18 protein-coding genes are annotated in these 15186 nt (G+C 62.5%); 16 read left to right on the forward strand and 2 right to left on the reverse strand.

Translation table 11 applies throughout. The annotated features are described in order from the left end of the window. Positions 1–118: 118 nt before the first annotated feature. From ACQR1D_RS08245 to ACQR1D_RS08280, 8 genes are all read left to right on the forward strand, one after another. Positions 119–1591, forward strand: coding sequence for a hypothetical protein (locus tag ACQR1D_RS08245; protein ID WP_434837768.1), 1473 nt, complete (start codon positions 119–121; stop codon positions 1589–1591). Continuing rightward, positions 1588–1902 carry a hypothetical protein gene (locus tag ACQR1D_RS08250; RefSeq protein ID WP_434837769.1) on the forward strand — a complete coding sequence of 105 codons (315 nt, stop codon included), beginning with the start codon at positions 1588–1590 and terminating at the stop codon, positions 1900–1902. The genes ACQR1D_RS08245 and ACQR1D_RS08250 overlap by 4 nt, the downstream gene beginning before the upstream one ends. A 46-nt stretch (positions 1903–1948) precedes the next feature. After that, complete coding sequence (locus tag ACQR1D_RS08255) at positions 1949–2311, forward strand: hypothetical protein (RefSeq protein WP_434837770.1); 363 nt, start codon at positions 1949–1951, stop codon at positions 2309–2311. Continuing rightward, entirely contained in the window at positions 2311–3267 is a 957-nt protein-coding gene (locus ACQR1D_RS08260) for a transglycosylase SLT domain-containing protein (protein WP_434837771.1), read from the forward strand. The genes ACQR1D_RS08255 and ACQR1D_RS08260 overlap by 1 nt, the downstream gene beginning before the upstream one ends. Positions 3268–3369: 102 nt before the next feature. After that, entirely contained in the window at positions 3370–4236 is an 867-nt protein-coding gene (locus ACQR1D_RS08265) for a tail fiber domain-containing protein (RefSeq protein WP_434837772.1), read from the forward strand. A 32-nt stretch (positions 4237–4268) separates the two neighbouring features. Beyond that, positions 4269–5423 carry a hypothetical protein gene (locus ACQR1D_RS08270; protein ID WP_434837773.1) on the forward strand — a complete coding sequence of 385 codons (1155 nt, stop codon included), beginning with the start codon at positions 4269–4271 and terminating at the stop codon, positions 5421–5423. A gap of 8 nt (positions 5424–5431) precedes the next feature. Then, positions 5432–5953, forward strand: a complete 522-nt coding sequence (locus tag ACQR1D_RS08275) for a hypothetical protein (RefSeq protein WP_434837774.1) — start codon at positions 5432–5434, stop codon at positions 5951–5953. 253 nt (positions 5954–6206) lie between these two features. Further along, a complete protein-coding gene (locus ACQR1D_RS08280; protein ID WP_434837775.1) occupies positions 6207–7211 on the forward strand; it encodes a phage tail protein in 1005 nt (334 codons plus the stop codon). Here ACQR1D_RS08280 and ACQR1D_RS08285 read toward each other — a convergent pair. Next, positions 7204–7986 (reverse strand): NAD-dependent epimerase/dehydratase family protein, encoded by a 783-nt coding sequence (locus ACQR1D_RS08285; RefSeq protein ID WP_434837776.1) that lies wholly within the window; start codon positions 7984–7986, stop codon positions 7204–7206. The genes ACQR1D_RS08280 and ACQR1D_RS08285 overlap by 8 nt on opposite strands. Positions 7987–8299: 313 nt before the next feature. Between ACQR1D_RS08285 and ACQR1D_RS08290 the strand changes: the two genes are divergently transcribed. The 6 genes from ACQR1D_RS08290 (at position 8300) to ACQR1D_RS08315 (ending at position 11976) form a co-directional block, all read left to right on the forward strand. Then, positions 8300–8989 carry a hypothetical protein gene (locus ACQR1D_RS08290; RefSeq protein WP_434893848.1) on the forward strand — a complete coding sequence of 230 codons (690 nt, stop codon included), beginning with the start codon at positions 8300–8302 and terminating at the stop codon, positions 8987–8989. A gap of 141 nt (positions 8990–9130) precedes the next feature. Further along, entirely contained in the window at positions 9131–9373 is a 243-nt protein-coding gene (locus ACQR1D_RS08295; RefSeq protein WP_316216927.1) for a hypothetical protein, read from the forward strand. Between the two features lies 1 nt (position 9374). After that, positions 9375–9758 (forward strand): hypothetical protein, encoded by a 384-nt coding sequence (locus ACQR1D_RS08300; protein WP_315739049.1) that lies wholly within the window; start codon positions 9375–9377, stop codon positions 9756–9758. Next, positions 9755–10054 carry a hypothetical protein gene (locus ACQR1D_RS08305; RefSeq protein WP_316216926.1) on the forward strand — a complete coding sequence of 100 codons (300 nt, stop codon included), beginning with the start codon at positions 9755–9757 and terminating at the stop codon, positions 10052–10054. Before ACQR1D_RS08300 ends, ACQR1D_RS08305 begins: the two co-directional genes overlap by 4 nt. 4 nt (positions 10055–10058) lie before the next feature. Next, positions 10059–10520: a GNAT family N-acetyltransferase gene (locus ACQR1D_RS08310; RefSeq protein WP_316180036.1), complete on the forward strand. Its 462-nt coding sequence runs from the start codon at positions 10059–10061 to the stop codon at positions 10518–10520. 193 nt (positions 10521–10713) lie between these two features. Next, the gene (locus ACQR1D_RS08315; RefSeq protein WP_316180037.1) at positions 10714–11976 is read left to right on the forward strand and encodes a CaiB/BaiF CoA transferase family protein; all 1263 of its coding nucleotides are present in this window, start codon (positions 10714–10716) and stop codon (positions 11974–11976) included. A 53-nt stretch (positions 11977–12029) separates the two neighbouring features. On the opposite strand, the gene ACQR1D_RS08320 is transcribed toward ACQR1D_RS08315, so the two are convergent. Further along, the gene (locus tag ACQR1D_RS08320) at positions 12030–12758 is read right to left on the reverse strand and encodes a CBS domain-containing protein (RefSeq protein ID WP_315753506.1); all 729 of its coding nucleotides are present in this window, start codon (positions 12756–12758) and stop codon (positions 12030–12032) included. 162 nt (positions 12759–12920) lie between these two features. On the opposite strand from ACQR1D_RS08320, the gene ACQR1D_RS08325 reads away from it, so the two are divergent. Beyond that, positions 12921–13283, forward strand: a complete 363-nt coding sequence (locus ACQR1D_RS08325) for a hypothetical protein (RefSeq protein ID WP_315803596.1) — start codon at positions 12921–12923, stop codon at positions 13281–13283. A 206-nt stretch (positions 13284–13489) separates the two neighbouring features. Beyond that, positions 13490–15163 (forward strand): PHA/PHB synthase family protein, encoded by a 1674-nt coding sequence (locus tag ACQR1D_RS08330; protein WP_434837936.1) that lies wholly within the window; start codon positions 13490–13492, stop codon positions 15161–15163. Positions 15164–15186: the final 23 nt, after the last annotated feature.

Here is a 15186-nt window from a genome sequence, read left to right on the forward strand (position 1 = left end):
TCAAGCCTGATGCGCGCCGCCGTTTCAAGGCCCAGGGACCATCGGCGTTACCGATCTTTTCTGTTTCCTCTTGACCGCGGCGGAGGTCCGCCGGCGGTAATCGATGATTGGAGGTGACATGCCTCTCCTTGCCTTTGGCGAATATCGGCCCGACGTGAGCGACTATGAAGGTCAGGCCACCCGGAACATCCAGAACGTCGTTCCGCGCGGCGATGGCTACGGCCCATTTCCGTCCTTCTCGGCCTACACGTCGGCTCTGCCGGAGCCGTGCCGCGGTGCGTTCTACGCCCTGAAATCGGACGGCACCGTCGTGACCTTCGCTGCGACGGCGACGAAGCTCTACCGCCTCAACAACACGGACTTCACCTGGCTCGATGTTTCGAAGGGCGGCGCCAGCTATGCACAGCTCTCAGCGGCGGCCCAGTGGCAGTTTGCGCAGACCGGCAATCTCGTGTTCGCCACCCAGGCGAATGCGCTGCTGCAGGTGTTCGATCTGACGTCGTCGACCGCGTTCGACAACGCCCTGGGCTCACCGCCGCAGGCCGCCTATATCAGCGTCGTTGGACGCTTCCTGGTGCTCTCCGGCCTGCTGTCGACGCCCTATCGCATCCAATGGTCGGGTCTCAACAACTTCAATTCGGCGACGTCCTGGGATGGCCTGACGGCAGGGTCCGATCATCAGGACTTTCCCGACGGTGGCATCGTTCGCGGTGTTGCCGGCGGGGAAGCCGGCATCATCTTCCAGGATCAGGCGATCAGGCGCATGTCCTACGTCCCGGGATCGCCGATCATCTTCCAGATCGATCGCATCACCCAGGACAAGGGTCTCTACGCGCCGTATTCGATCATCCGTGCCGGCGAGCGGATCTTCTTCTATGCCGGTCAGGGCTTTCACAAGATCGAGCCCGGCGGCCTGCCGCAGCCGATCGGCCGCGAGAAGGTCGACCGCACTTTCCTAGCCGATCTCGACAAGGGCAATCTGCAATTGCTGATCGGGGCGGCCGATCCGCGCTCGACGCGGGTGTTCTGGTCCTACAGGTCGATTTCCGGCGCGATCGGCACCTATGACAAGCTGCTGGGCTATGATTTCCTGCTCGACCGCTTCTTTTCGATCGCGGCAACCGGCGAATATCTGCTCGGCATGTCGCAGACCGGCCTCACGCTCGAGAATCTCGACAGCATCTCGTCGTCGATCGACGCAATGACCCTGAGCCTCGACGCCTACGCGACGGCTGTCCAGCCCGAGATCGCGCAGTTCTCGGCAAATCATGTGCTCGGCTTCTTCCGGGGCAACAATCTCGAGGCGACAATGGAGAGCGCAGAGCAGGGCACCGACGACAATCGGATCATGATCCGCGGCTTCCGGCCGGTCACCGACTCGACTTCGCTGTTCGGATCGGTCTCCTCGCGCGACAAGCCGTCGGCGGCTGCTGTCGCGGGGGCAGAGGTCTCGGTCAACACGCGGACGGGGCGCTGCGACCTGCGCAAGGACACACGCTATGCCCGCTTCAAGGTCAGGATTCCGGCCGACGCGTCATGGAGCTTCTGTGCGGGCGTGGTGCCGGATCTCACCGTGAGCGGCACGCTATGACGGCCTACGTCCCCGGCATCACCGAGACCGATCTCAAGAAGATCATCTTGGCGCTGCAGCAGCTCGCCGCCGGGCGCTCCAACGCCGTCGGCAGCGTCACCCTGGCGGCGGGCACGACGGCGACAGTGGTCGCCGACAAGAACTGTGCAGCCGGTTCGACCCCGATCCTGACGCCGGCGACCGCCAGCGCGGCGGCCGAGCTCGGCAACGGGACGATCTATGTGAGCGCGGTCGCCAACGGCTCGTTCACGCTCACCCACGCCAGCAGTGCAGTCACGACGCGGACGTTTCTCTATGCGCTGCTCGGCTGAGCTCGCTTGCGTCGATCCCGACCAGGTCGGACTGATCTGGCCGCGGGTGGCGCAGCGGCTGCAGTGCGCCATCTCGCGCACGGGCCTGTCGGCCTTCGCTGACGTCGAGCGTGACATTCGCCAGGGCCGCGCGCTGCTGTGGCTGGCGCTGAGCAGGGACGAGGGCGAGGTCGCGATCGATGCGGTGGCGACGACCCGGATCGAACAGACCGACGCAGGGAAAATGTGCGTGATCGTCGCCTGCGAAGGCCGGCGTCGGCATCGCTGGCTGCCGCTGATCGGCGGCATCGAGGCTTATGCGAAGGCAGAAGGCTGCCGACGCGTCCGCATCTTCGGGCGCAAAGGCTGGCAGCGCGTGCTCGAGGGCTACGCGCAGACACACGTGATCATGGAAAAGGAGATCAGTTGATGCCGAGATTTGACGACAGCGAGTTCGATCCGCAGACCTATGGCAGCTGGGGCGAGGGTCTGCTCAAGGCGTTCCAGGGTTTGATGCCGTCGCAGCCGGCAGTACCGGAGCAAGGCAACGCCGCAGGGCCCGGCTTCGATATCAGATCTGAGGTAAATCCGCAGGCTGCGCTGATCGACCGGATGCGCGGCCTGCAGCAGGAGCAGGGCGGCTACTCAGGTCAGCAGCAGCGGCTGGGTTGGGCAAGGGGGCTAAACGCGCCATCTGGAGCCACAGGTGCGAGCGCGCCTCCGTCGTTTGACTCGACAGCGCGGAAAGGTATTGCGGGCCCGCAAGTCTCCAAGCCAGTTGCCGCGGGTGATAGCCATCTTGCGCCGTCAGCATTGACGGAAAGATTCGTCGGAGCTGAAAGCAGTGGAAACCCAAATGCTAAAAACCCGCGATCCTCTGCTACGGGACTTGGACAGTTCATTGATGGCACTTGGCTTGAGCTGATGGCTCGCTATCACCCGGAGATCAGGGGAACCCGGGAGGAACTTCTAGCGCTCCGCAACAACCCCGACCTTTCCCGCGAGATGACGGAAGCGTACCTGCACGAGAACGGCAGGCAACTTCAGAGGTGGGGACTGGCGACGACGCCCGGAAATTTGTATCTCGCGCACTTTGCCGGCGCAGGTGGTGCCAGATCTGTTCTTACGGCTGATCCTGCAACACCGTTGGATCAGTTACTCAAGCCAAGCGCGATGAAGGCGAATCCGTTCTTAGCAGGAAAGACCGCCGGCTATCTCAGAGACTGGGCCGAAAAGCGGGTAAGTGGCCGCCATGCGGGCGGTACTTCTGCTCCGCAGCCTACAAACACCAGTCCGGTCGATCAGGAATCAGAAAGATCCTCGGCGCAGTCTGCTCAAGATGGCCGCAGCGTTCGCACTCTCGTGTCGCGACCGGCTTATTGGTGAAATGGAAGTCTTCAACCATCCCGGCATTTGCTCGAGATGCGTTAGCTGCTGATCCGATCAACAGCTAGGCAATTGATTCTCAGAAAAGAAGGCTCCTCGCCAATGGGCGGACAATCATCCAGCACGCAGACCCAGCAATCCCAGACGCAGCCGTGGCAGCCGGCGCAGCCGATGTTGCAGAACATCCTGTCTCAGGTCGGCAATGGCCTGAACAATACCGGGCTGACCAGCGCCGAGACTGGCGCGCTCGATACGCTCAAGCAGAACGCGGCGCAGGGTAATCCCTATGCCGGCAGCATCGGGGCCTATGCGCAGTCGCTGCTCAATGGCGGCAACGCGCTGGCGCAGGCGCCGGCGGCCCAGGCCAATCTGCAGACGTTGCAGGGGCAGCTGACGCCTTACGCCAATGGCAGCATGATCGGCAACAATCCTGCGCTCGCGGCGCAACTGGCGCAGATCCAGAACGATGTCGGCACGTCCATCAACGGCCAGTTTGCAGCTGCCGGGCGCGACTTCAGCGGCGCCAACCAGATGGCGTATGGCCGCGGCGTGGCGGCGGCGGAAGCGCCTGTGATCGCGGCCCAGTACAATCAGGACGTCCAGAACCAGCTGAGCGCGGCCAACGCGCTGTACGGCGCCGGCAACACGACGGCCAACATGCTCGGCGGCATGCAGCAGCAATCCCTCGCCAACCAGGGGCAGGGCGTGACAGCGTCGCAGGCGGCGCTCGATGCGCAGAACTATGGCGCCAATGCCACCTTGGCGGAGGAGGCGCAGCGCCGCGGAATTCCGGTGCAGGCGCTGGGGCTCCTGGCACAGATCGGAACGCCGATCGCTCAGCTCGGTCAGCAGACCAACGGCACCATGACCGGAACACAGGAGATGTCCGGTGCCGATCAGTTTGCGAAGATCGCCGGCGGAATCGGCAGCCTGCTCCAGCCGTTCAGCGGCGCGTTTGGCAAGAAGTAGCTCGGAGCAGCATCTCGAGGGAGCGGTAGTGAATGTCAGATGAATCAGAGCACCTCCTGACGGGGGCGGCATTCGAACTGGAGAATGCCGGCTATCGGCCGATGCCGGATCCGGAGGAGCGGCCGGAGCGCGAACCGCTCGACGGCGACGTTGCATCGCTGCGCGACGCTGCCGAGCAGCGCACCGATCCACGCCCGCCGGTGATGGTTCGGGAGTATGTCGACGAAGCCGGCAACGTGGTCGATCGCGGCGAGTCGGTCACGCTCGATCGCGCGGCGCGTGATCACGCGCGCGTCCGGGCCGCTGAGGCGGGTGAGGTATCTCGCGGGACGCCGGATTCCGATCCGGGCGACCGCTTGGGTTCGCCGGCAAATGGTGAGCCCGACGGCTTCGAACCGGCCTCGCGGGCTGCCGAGTCTGCTGCCGAGATCGATCCGGCGCAGCACGATGCCTCGTCGCGACTTGCGCCTGACTTGGAGAAGGTGTTGCAGCATCCGCAGGTGCTGCAGGCGATCGAGGAGAAGATCGGCGAAGCCGAGCAGGCCCGCCAATCCTATCAGGAAGGTCTGGCGTCTGCCGTCCAGATTGCGCAAGCGAGCTTTCTCAGCCAGTTTCCCGAATTCGCCGGCATGCCTGCCGGGCAGGTCCCCGCCGCGCTCGAACGGATGTCGCGCGAGGATCCGGCAAGGTTTGGACGCATCCAGGCAGCCGTCGCGATGTCGGATCAGTTGCTGGCACAGCAGGCCGAGGCGCAGCGCCAGCACGCCGAAGCGGCTCAACGGAGCTTCCAGTCCTTTGCGCACGACCAGGACGATCGGCTCGAGGACATGCTGAAGAGCGAGCCGCGCGCTATACGCCAGGCCGTTGCCGCGGAGATCATGGCGTCGGCAAAGGAGAGCGGGATCTCGGCGTCGGAGCTCAACCGGCTGTTCCAGACCGAGCCACTGATGCGCCACGCCACCTTTCAGCGGATGATGTACGACGCGGCGCGATATCGACTGATGATGCGGGCAAAGGATGCCGCGGTGACGAAGGCTGTCCCGCCCGTGGTGCGGCCGGGTGTCTCAGTCTCCTCAGGGGAGCGGGGACGGACGGATCTGCGCGCGCTCAATGCCCGCCTGACATCGTCAGGTGATCTCAAGGATGCGGTGGCGCTCTATCAGGCTCGCAGGTCCGGCAGGCCGTGAGACCACCGATGGCAAACCCCGTTCTGGCTGCGCTTGCCGAGGCGCGCAGGCAGCGCGCTCCGCTGTTTGCACGCTGGTGTGAGCGGGAGCGCGAGACGTTCTGCCCGGCCTCGCCGGCGGCGGTCGCCCGCTTTGCCCGAGAACACGGCGGCATCGGTGTCGAGCCGCTCTGGGAGGCGATTCTCGACATCTCCAGAGCTCATGTCTCATTGGGATTGGCTGATCCCACGGCGGGAGCGCCGGTCGCGATCGTCCTCGACGGCATCGCCAAGCTCTCGCCCCCGCAATCCTGGCCAGGTCCCTGGAAGGAGCGCTTCAAGGCCTTGCCCCACGACCTGAAGCGTTTCATCGCGGACCACGAGACGAGGCGCGAGAAGAGCTTGAGACGCACGCAGCACGCGCTCGCGCATACGAACAAGATGCTCGTTCGGCTCCGATCGGCGGAGCGTACGATGAAGGAGGATCAGAACGGTGAAGCAGAATCGCAGCAATTTGACCATCGAAGACAGGATTCAGGAGCTTCGGGGTGAGATCGAGCGCGTCGTGCAGACGCGTGTGGACGCGATCGCAAGAGAAAGTCCCGGAGTGCCCAAAGGGGTGATCCGCAATCTGCTGATCGCCAGGGCGCCGTCCTGTGCATGCGAGCAGTATCTGACGCTACGGCGAGAGACCTAGCCATGGATGCGTGATCGATCATCGGGCACGTGCCGCGATCCCCGCATCGAACAGCCACAAACCGGCCCCTGCAGCCCGCGCGGCTGCCATTTCTATGTGAGAAGCAGAATGACACTCTATCGATGGTCGCAGACCGCATCGGCGGATGCCACGGCCGATCCAACGATCAACTGGTCCGAAGGACAGGTCCCGTCGAGCATCAACGACTCCGCTCGGGCCATGATGGCGGCGACCGCAAAATATCGCGACGACATCGCGGGCGCGATCGCAACGAGCGGCACGAGCACCGCCTACGCCGTAACGAGCAACCAGCAATTCGATTCGCTGCCGCATCTCAACGGACAGATCATCGCGTTCACCCCGCACGTCACCAATACCGGCACGTGCACTCTAAACGTCGACTCTTTGGGCCCGAAGCCGCTACGCAGCGCGCCCAATGCCGATCTACCAGCGGGATCGATGATCCAGGGGACGCCCTATGTAGCAGTCTATAACAATGGTGATGGGGCATTTTATCTGCGCGGATACTACGGCAATCCGTACTGTATTCCAGTTGCGGGGGGGATCGACTACTGGGGGCCGACTGCGCCGAATAGTTCGTTCGCCTTCCCGTTCGGCCAAGCAATCAGCCGGACAGCCTATGCCACGCTGTTCGCCTTGGTCGGCACTACCTATGGGGTGGGGGACGGAACGACCACTTTTAATCTACCGGACCTTCGCGGGCGCGTGACTGCGCGCCCCGACAATATGGGCGGCACGACGGCAAACAGGCTTGTGGCCGGCGCTTTGGCAAGTGTGAGGCATAGTTCCGGTGGGGCCGGTGGCGAGGACGCGCATACCCTAACGGTTAGCGAAATGCCATCGCATATCCATACTGGCAATACCGGTAACGATACGCCAGACCACACTCATAGCTACAGCGTTGCGAATGTGTCTGCTAACCAACTCGGAGGAGGAAGCTTTCCCGCGGCGACAAGCACCGGCGGGGCCTCGACCAGCGGCGCGAGTAGCCGCCATGTGCACCCGTTCACGACCGATGCATCGGGGGGCGGCGGGGTGCACAACAACATTCAGCCAACTATCCTTTGCAACTACATTATGCGAATCATCTGAACGACGGCGCAAATGATCGCGATTGCCATCCAAAATCTGCGGTAGCCTCGGACGAATCGAATGCAAGGTCCTTGACCATACGCTTGCCCATAGCCGGGGTAATTTCAGGGTAGAGGGGCCGCGCGATCGCAAAGGCCGCATTCCATGCCAACGGAGGCAACGATATGAAGCGTCGGCGCATCTCGAGCGCATCAAAAATGCGGCCTACCATTTCCCGATAGGTGATAGTCTCACCAGTTGTTGAATAGGCGCGGTTTGCTGCTGCGGGACTGATCGCAGCGGCAAGTGCGCCACGTCCGAGATCCTCGGCGTGCACCGGTTGGCGCAGGCCGTTCCCTCGTCCGTAGAGCGGCATGAAACGCAGTTTGCGGACGATGCGCGCAATCTGCGTCACGTTCTGGTCGCGGCCTTCGCAGTAAATTAGGCTGGGCCGCAGTATGGTCCACTCCACCTCGGCCCTCTCGCACGCGTGGATGATGCGGTCTTCCGCAGCTCGAAGACTCGTCATATCTGCGCGCTCGCGTGCATCCTCGGAGTGGATCTTGCTGAAAACACTCGTTGACGTAATGACAACGATGCGGCGCGGTTTACGCCGGAGCACCTCAGGCATAACCATCGAAAAAGCTATGGGACTTGTGGCGCAATAGATGACTTCTGCTTCGGGAAGATCGATCGTTTCCCGGCGTCCGAGGTCGGCAACTAACCATCCTGGTCTCGGTTGGCGCGATACGCAAATTGCCCCGGGTGAGCCGTGGGCGATGCGGCTTCCGACCATCCCCCCCGCCCCGAAAATCAAACTTGTCACAGTTGTCAGTCCGAACGGTCTAAATCTGTAAGTGAATACGAGACCACACTTGGACACCGTTTGCAATATCTGGAAATGTCTTGCTAGCTATTCCCGTATTCCTGCGCATTCTGAGTCCGAAGCTGCGTCTCCGAGAGACCGGTGACCAGCAGGGGGGGGACGTTTTTCGGGTAGGGCGAGCGACAGCTACCAGGACGTTCACGAGGCAATAAAAGCGCGCAATTTTCGGAACTGAGAAAGACATACGCCGCCAGCCATGGCGGCCTTTTTGTTTGGAGTCATGATGGACCTGAAAACGCTGACGAACGCCAACGTCCGACGCTGGGGGAAGGCGAGGCTCACCCGATCGTTTGACCTGGCTTCCCGGCGCTTGTTGACCGCAAAATCTCGCTATCAGGCCGTTTCCCAGCGTACCGGCGTCCCCTGGCCGATCATCGCCGTCATCCACGAGCGCGAATCGGCGCAGAGCTGGTCGCGGTCGCTGGCGCAGGGGGATCCCTGGGACCGGGTGTCGGTCCATGTGCCTGCGGGACGGGGACCATTCGCCTCGTGGGAGGACGCCGCGGTCGATGCGCTCGTCAATTGCGCGCCGCATGCGGCGCGGTGGCGGGACTGGTCGATTGGCGGCGCCTTGACGCTTCTCGAGCAGTATAATGGGCTCGGTTATGCACGCCGGGGCGTGCCGTCCCCCTATGTCTGGGCCGGAACCGATCAATATCGTGCCGGCAAGTATGTCCGCGACGGCGTCTACGATCCCCAGGCCGTCGACCGGCAGCCGGGTTGCGCCGGGATGCTCAAGGCCATGATGGAGATCGATGCGACCATCAGCTTCCCGCCCGGTCTTGTGGGGGCGGAACGGCCACCCGACAAGGGGCCTCCGACGTCGGCTTCCGCATCCATCAGACATCCGGCAAAGGGCTCCATTGGGGCCCTTTTTGCTGCCCTGGTGAAACGCATTCTCGGCGATCGCTGACCGGCGCAATCCTCGTGCTCCCCGTCGGTGTACCGACGGACGGGCGGGCCTCGGACAAAATTCAACTATTGCAGGGCGCCGAGCGCGGCTCGCGCAGGGCCGGCGGCGTCGTCTCCGCATTTTTTTCGGAAAGGATTCATCATGTGGACGAAAGTCAAGGCCGCGTGTCGTCATTCGCTGACGATCGCCTGGGGTTACGCGCTGGCGGTCATCGGGTTTCTGCTGTCGATCGCCGACAACGTCAGTGACGCGCTCGGAGACCCGAGCCTGAAAGATCAGATCAGTGCCGCCATCGGCGATACCCGTGCCGTCGGCCGGATTTTTCTCGCGATCTCGCTGATCACGATTCTGGCACGGCTGCGCTCGCTCAAGAGGGCGTCGTGACATGTGGATGAGCATTCTGGGATTCCTGGGCGGGCCGGTGATCAAGGGGCTGATCGATGCCTACCAGGCGAAGCTGAGGGCAGGCAACGCGGATGCCAAGATCGCGGCAGACCTGGCGGCGACGGAGATCGCCGCGCAGGTCTCCGAAAGCGACGCGCAGCTCCGGCTGCGTGCGGCCGAAATCGGCTGCTGGTACGAGCCGGACAAGCTCATCGGCTACTGCGTCTCGATCTACTTTGCCAAGCTGCTGGTGTGGGACAAGGTGCTCGGGCTCGGCTCGACGGATCCGCTCGCGGGCTTCGCGTCGACGACCGCGAATCTCGTCATCTCCTTCTATTTTGCCAAGCGCGGCTTCGAAAATGTAGCGAGGATCATCAGGCGATGAACATCACCCATGACGAAATCACGGCCGTCGTCGCCGAGACCCTGGCCAAGCAGAGTCAGCTTCAGCGCGACGAGATCGATGCCGTCGTGATGAGGGCGATCGCGACCATTCTCACCTCGTTCGGCATCGAGGAGGAGGATCGGAAGGAGCTGAGAGCCGATTTCCAGCACCTGCGGCGCTGGCGCAAGAGCGTGGAGCAGGCTCAGAGCTACACGTTCAAGGCCGTCATCACGGTCATCGCGACAGGTCTGATCGGCGCGATCTGGCTCGGCATCAAAGTCGTGCTCGGAAGGTAATGCCGTGCCAGCCAGGACCTTACGGCGAGACCGCCGCTTCCGCATCAGGGAGGTCGACGCTTGCGAGCCTGACGTTCTCGACACCTTGAAGGAGCTCCATGCGCGCACATTCCTCGATTGCGCGCCTCTGCCTGATTTCGAGAGCGGACAATGGTGGATATCGACCGAGCTCGGACGGCCCGTTGCCTTCGCCGGAATGACGCCGTCATCCCTCGGCAAAGGCATCGCCTACCTTTCGAGGGTTGGTGTTCTCCAAGAGCGGTGTGGTTACGGCCTGCAGCGGCGGCTGATGCGTGCGATCGAGCTGCGCGCGCGCCGCTCGGGACTGGATTGCATCGTTTCGGACACGACCTGCAACATCGTTTCCGCGAACAATTTCATTCGGTGCGGATATGTGTTGTTCCAACCGGGCCGGCCCTGGGCCTGGGGGAACTCGCTTTATTGGCGCAAGATGATCCGGCGGTGAGCTGTCGACCGACGCCTTATGCAGATTGCATTGCGCTGCAGCAGAACTAGCCCGGCTCGACAGCTCCGAGCCAGGCTTTTTTTGCGGCTGCCGTTGAGCTAACCATGCGTTGTCGGGATGTTGGAGACAAGCTGCGCCCGGCAGTGAATGGAAGATCGCTTCAGACGATCAAAGCAACGGGAAGGACTCTGGGATGCCGGCCGAGGTCACCCTGCCAGAGCGTGCGCCACGGTCGCCTGACGCGCCGACCGCGCTGGCTGGTCTGCTGGTGATCGACTTCACACGTGTCGTCGCAGGGCCCGCGTGCACACAGACGCTGGCCGATTTCGGCGCCGAGGTGATCAAGATCGAGCAGCCGCTCACGGGGGACGATACCCGGGCATACGAGCACGCCGAGCTCGGCGGAGAGAGCGCTGCGTTCCTCAGCCTCAATCGCAACAAGCGCGGCATGGTGTTGGATCTCACGATCCCGCAGGCCAGAGACGTCGCGCGTGCGCTGATCGCCAAGGCCGACATCGTCGTGGAGAATTTCTCGTCGTCCGTCATGGAGAAGTTCGGGCTGGACTATCAGGCATTGTCCAGCACCAATCCCGGGCTGATCTATTGCTCGATCTCGGCTTACGGACGCTCCGGTCCATTCGCGTGGCGATCAGGGTTCGATCCGATCACCCAGGCCGAAAGCGGGTTCATGTCCCTCAACGGTTTCGCCGACGGTCCGCCGGTGCGGACCGGTCCTCCGATCGTTGATCTGGCCACCGGCATGTCCGCCTGCAATGCCATCCTGTTGGCACTTGCCGCCCGGCAGCGGCTCGGTCGCGGGCAGCACGTCGAGGTGGCGCTGTTCGACATCGCGTTGGCGATGACAGGCTTCTCCGGAATGGCGTATTTGATGAATGGCGTGAACCCCACGCGAACGGGAAATTCGCCGAACGACTCTCCGACGGTCGGCGTCTTTGAAGCGTCAGATGGCCCGCTCTACATCGCATGTGCCAACGATCGGCTCTACCGCCGGCTGTCGACTGAGGTGCTTGGTCGTCCGGATCTCCTGAGCGATCCTCGCTTTGCCACGCGAAGGGCGCGATGGGTCAACCGTGCGCAACTGCGCGGCCTCATCGCCGACATCCTTGCCACGGAACGGATGGATGTCTGGATATCCCGGATGAACCAGGCTGGAGTTCCGGTTGGACGCGTTCGAACGGTCGAGCAGGCGTTCAACGCGGCCGAGGTCCGGATGCGCGACCGCACCTGTCGTATTCCGCACCCGACAGCAGGCTCGATACCCAACGTCGAGCCTGCAATCACCATGAAGCTCACACCAACCGTCGAGCCGACGGCGGCGCCGCGGCTCGGTGAGCATACGGCCGCAATCCTGCGCCACAGGCTTGGGTACACCGAGCAGGAGATCGAAGCCCTGCGTCGGGTAGGGACGTTCGGACGCAATAATCCGGGAGCCTGAGGGCATCGTCACTGTTGCCGGACACGGAGGAGCGGCAGCGTCCTCAGCAGCCATCAGCCGGCTTTGGCCATCTCATCGTCTTCCGGTGAGTTCAGGTACATGCCCGACATGGTGTCGACCCAGCACAGATGATCATGCACCTTCTTGACGCCAGAGATGTTCTCGGTGGCAACGATTGCCGCCTGCCGCGACCGCTCTTCGGTAATGACGCCGCTCAGATGAACGATGCCGTCCTTAACGATGACGGACAATCCGAACGGGCACCAGTCGTTCTTCTCGAGGGCGTCGATCACGCGGTTGCGGATGTGATCGTCGTCGGCCGTTGGATCCGGAACCTGCCGCCCGAGCGCGGCGACCGCTTGCAGCAGGTTCGCCCGTGACACGATGCCGATCACTCGGTCTCCCTTGACCACGGGCAACCGTTTCACGTGGTTCTTTTCCATCAGTTCCACGATCTCAGCCAGCGCGGCGTCCTCGGTGATCGTCAAGGGAGACTTGGTCATCACCTCTGACACTTTGCGACCATGCTCGTGGACGAAGTCGGCCGCCGACTTTCCGGGCCCGAGAATGAATCGCAGCCAGCGGCCGCGCTTTCGCCCGGTGCCGATCTCCGTTCGGCGGATGAAATCGCCTTCCGAGACGACGCCCACCAGCTTTCCGCCGGGATCGACCACTGGAAGGCCGCTGACGTGCCGTTGAAGCATGATATTTGCCGCATCCACGATGGAAGTGTCAGGGGTGACGGTGATGACGGGGCGGGTCATGATCTGATGGGCGCGCATGGCGAACTCCAATGTCAAAAGCTAAGAAAAAGTAACCCGCTGCCACGGTCTTGAATTGACGCAGGTCAAAGCAGGTGCCGCCGCCGTCATTGACGCAGCTCAAGGTCTTGGCTTTGAATTGCAGCTATACGGCCTTCTGATCCAGCGAGAGGAGAGGTGCCCATGTCCGAGTTCTCCGGGACCAAGATCCTGGCCGACGAAACGGCCGAACTGTCCGAACGTGTCGCTCTCTCCAACAAGCACGCACTTGAGCTGCTCGTTGGCTCCCAGCAGATCATCATGGAGGAGATTCTGTTTGCCAGCAACGAAGTGCTGGATCGCGCGCGTACGGAGACGCATCTGCTGGCCGAGTTCGTGTCGAAGCTGGCCGGCGTGCATTCCGTGACGGGAATCCAGGCGATGGTTCAGGAATGTGGACGGCATCAGATTGATTTCGTCAGGCGTGATTGCGATCGACTTTTCAAACACGGGCAGCGCCTGATTGATGCCAGCGTGAATCTTATGGGGCAACGGTGGCGAAACTGAAGAGTGCGGGTGTGTCGCGTCCCGAACGGGAACGCGAAGGAACGACCGACAACGACCGAAGCAGTGCCGTTGTCTCTGCAGGGACCTCTTTGAAGCCGGCTGCTGCGCTCGCCGCATCCGACGCAAAGCTGCTCTCCCGCGAAGCCGACGCGAACTCCGGGGAGCTTCGGCGCGAGGATCACGAGCTGGACAAGGCCTTCAGCGCGATGCTGGCTCGGCTCACCGGCGGAATTTCCCCGGCCGCTCTATCAATGGCGTATCTGGATTGGGCTTGTCATCTGGCCGCAGCACCTCAGCGCCAGATCGAAATCGTTCGAGATGCCTGGTACGGCGCAAAGCAGGTCGCTGAACGGTCCCTGCATTTTGCAGACCCGAATCGTGGTCCTTGGGACCTGATCAAACCGCAGGCGAACGATCATCGCTTTTCCACGCCGCAATGGGCGACGTACCCGTTCAACTTGTTCGCCCAGGCGTTCCTGCTCGGGGAAGATTGGTGGCACAAGGCGACGACCGGCATTCGTGGTGTCGACCCCGCCAACGAAGCCGTCGTCGACTTTTCAATTCGTCAACTGCTCGACATCTTCGCACCATCGAACTTTGCCGCGACCAACCCGGAAGTCTTGGAAAAGACGTTTCAAAGCGGTGGAGAGAACCTGATCTTCGGCTGGCAGAACTGGCTCGCCGATATCATGCAGGTAATGCAGCCCGGAAAGATATCGAGCAATGGTGAGTTCGTCGCCGGCAAGACCGTCGCGACCGCACCGGGCAAGGTTGTGCTTCGCAATCAGTTGATTGAGCTGATTCAATACCTGCCGACGACCGAGAAGGTGCGACCAGAGCCGGTCCTGATCGTACCGGCTTGGATCATGAAATATTACATCCTGGATCTATCGCCGCACAATTCGCTGGTCCGATACCTGACCGACCAAGGCTTTACGGTTTTCATGATCTCCTGGCGAAACCCCGGCGCGGAAGACCGGGATCTTGCGTTTGACGACTACCGCTCGCTGGGCGTCATGGCGGCCCTGGAGATGATCGGAACGATCATTACGAATACGCCGGTTCATGCCGCAGGCTATTGTCTCGGCGGAACGCTTCTTTCGATCACGGCGGCGGCCATGGCACGGGACGGTGACCAGCGTCTGAAGACGATCACGCTGTTTGCGGCCCAGACCGATTTCACCGAAGCGGGAGAGCTGACGCTCTTCATCAATGAAAGCCAGGTCGCCTTTCTCGAAGACATGATGTGGGAGCGTGGATATCTCGACACCACGCAGATGGCGGGCGCATTTCAATTGCTGCGCTCCAACGATCTGATCTGGTCGCGTGTCTCGCGCGACTATCTTCTCGGTGAGCGCGCGAATCCGAGCGACTTGATGGCATGGAACGCAGATGCGACGCGGCTGCCGTATCGGATGCACTCCGAGTATCTGCGCAAGCTGTTCCTGAACAACGATCTCGCCGAGGGGCGATATCGGGTCGAGGGGAAACCCGTTTCGCTCTCGGACATCCACACGCCGATGTTCGTGGTCGGGACCCTGCGTGATCACGTTGCGCCCTGGAAGTCGACTTACAAGGTCCACTACGAAGTTGATGCCGACGTCACTTTCGTGCTCGCGAGCGGCGGCCACAATGCCGGCATCGTGGCGCCGCCGGGCGAGCAGGGGCGCTCCCATCAGATGCGGACCAAGGCAGCCGACGCGCCATATCTCGGGCCGGACGAGTGGCAGAGCACCTCGCCAAAACTGGAGGGGTCATGGTGGCCGGCGTGGACGGCGTGGCTTGGACAGCAGTCGGGTGCACCGGGCGCGCCGCCGCAACTCGGGGCAGATCGTTCAAATGATCTCGGAGACGCGCCGGGCGACTACGTGCACACGTAGTCGCCGCTTGTGGCGGTCAGGCA

The sequence above is a fragment of the Bradyrhizobium sp. HKCCYLRH2047 genome (assembly GCF_051168175.1).
Taxonomy (GTDB): Bacteria; Pseudomonadota; Alphaproteobacteria; order Rhizobiales; family Xanthobacteraceae; genus Bradyrhizobium.

Coding starts and splice junctions, on each gene's coding strand:
- ACQR1D_RS08245 (WP_434837768.1), top strand. CDS start 119: ATGCCTCTCCTTGCCTTTGGCGAATATCGGCCCGACGTGAGCGACTAT.
- ACQR1D_RS08250 (WP_434837769.1), top strand. CDS start 1,588: ATGACGGCCTACGTCCCCGGCATCACCGAGACCGATCTCAAGAAGATC.
- ACQR1D_RS08260 (WP_434837771.1), top strand. CDS start 2,311: ATGCCGAGATTTGACGACAGCGAGTTCGATCCGCAGACCTATGGCAGC.
- ACQR1D_RS08265 (WP_434837772.1), top strand. CDS start 3,370: ATGGGCGGACAATCATCCAGCACGCAGACCCAGCAATCCCAGACGCAG.
- ACQR1D_RS08270 (WP_434837773.1), top strand. CDS start 4,269: ATGTCAGATGAATCAGAGCACCTCCTGACGGGGGCGGCATTCGAACTG.
- ACQR1D_RS08275 (WP_434837774.1), top strand. CDS start 5,432: ATGGCAAACCCCGTTCTGGCTGCGCTTGCCGAGGCGCGCAGGCAGCGC.
- ACQR1D_RS08280 (WP_434837775.1), top strand. CDS start 6,207: ATGACACTCTATCGATGGTCGCAGACCGCATCGGCGGATGCCACGGCC.
- ACQR1D_RS08285 (WP_434837776.1), bottom strand. CDS start 7,986: ATGGTCGGAAGCCGCATCGCCCACGGCTCACCCGGGGCAATTTGCGTA.
- ACQR1D_RS08290 (WP_434893848.1), top strand. CDS start 8,300: ATGGACCTGAAAACGCTGACGAACGCCAACGTCCGACGCTGGGGGAAG.
- ACQR1D_RS08295 (WP_316216927.1), top strand. CDS start 9,131: ATGTGGACGAAAGTCAAGGCCGCGTGTCGTCATTCGCTGACGATCGCC.
- ACQR1D_RS08300 (WP_315739049.1), top strand. CDS start 9,375: ATGTGGATGAGCATTCTGGGATTCCTGGGCGGGCCGGTGATCAAGGGG.
- ACQR1D_RS08305 (WP_316216926.1), top strand. CDS start 9,755: ATGAACATCACCCATGACGAAATCACGGCCGTCGTCGCCGAGACCCTG.
- ACQR1D_RS08315 (WP_316180037.1), top strand. CDS start 10,714: ATGCCGGCCGAGGTCACCCTGCCAGAGCGTGCGCCACGGTCGCCTGAC.
- ACQR1D_RS08320 (WP_315753506.1), bottom strand. CDS start 12,758: ATGCGCGCCCATCAGATCATGACCCGCCCCGTCATCACCGTCACCCCT.
- ACQR1D_RS08325 (WP_315803596.1), top strand. CDS start 12,921: ATGTCCGAGTTCTCCGGGACCAAGATCCTGGCCGACGAAACGGCCGAA.
- ACQR1D_RS08330 (WP_434837936.1), top strand. CDS start 13,490: ATGCTGGCTCGGCTCACCGGCGGAATTTCCCCGGCCGCTCTATCAATG.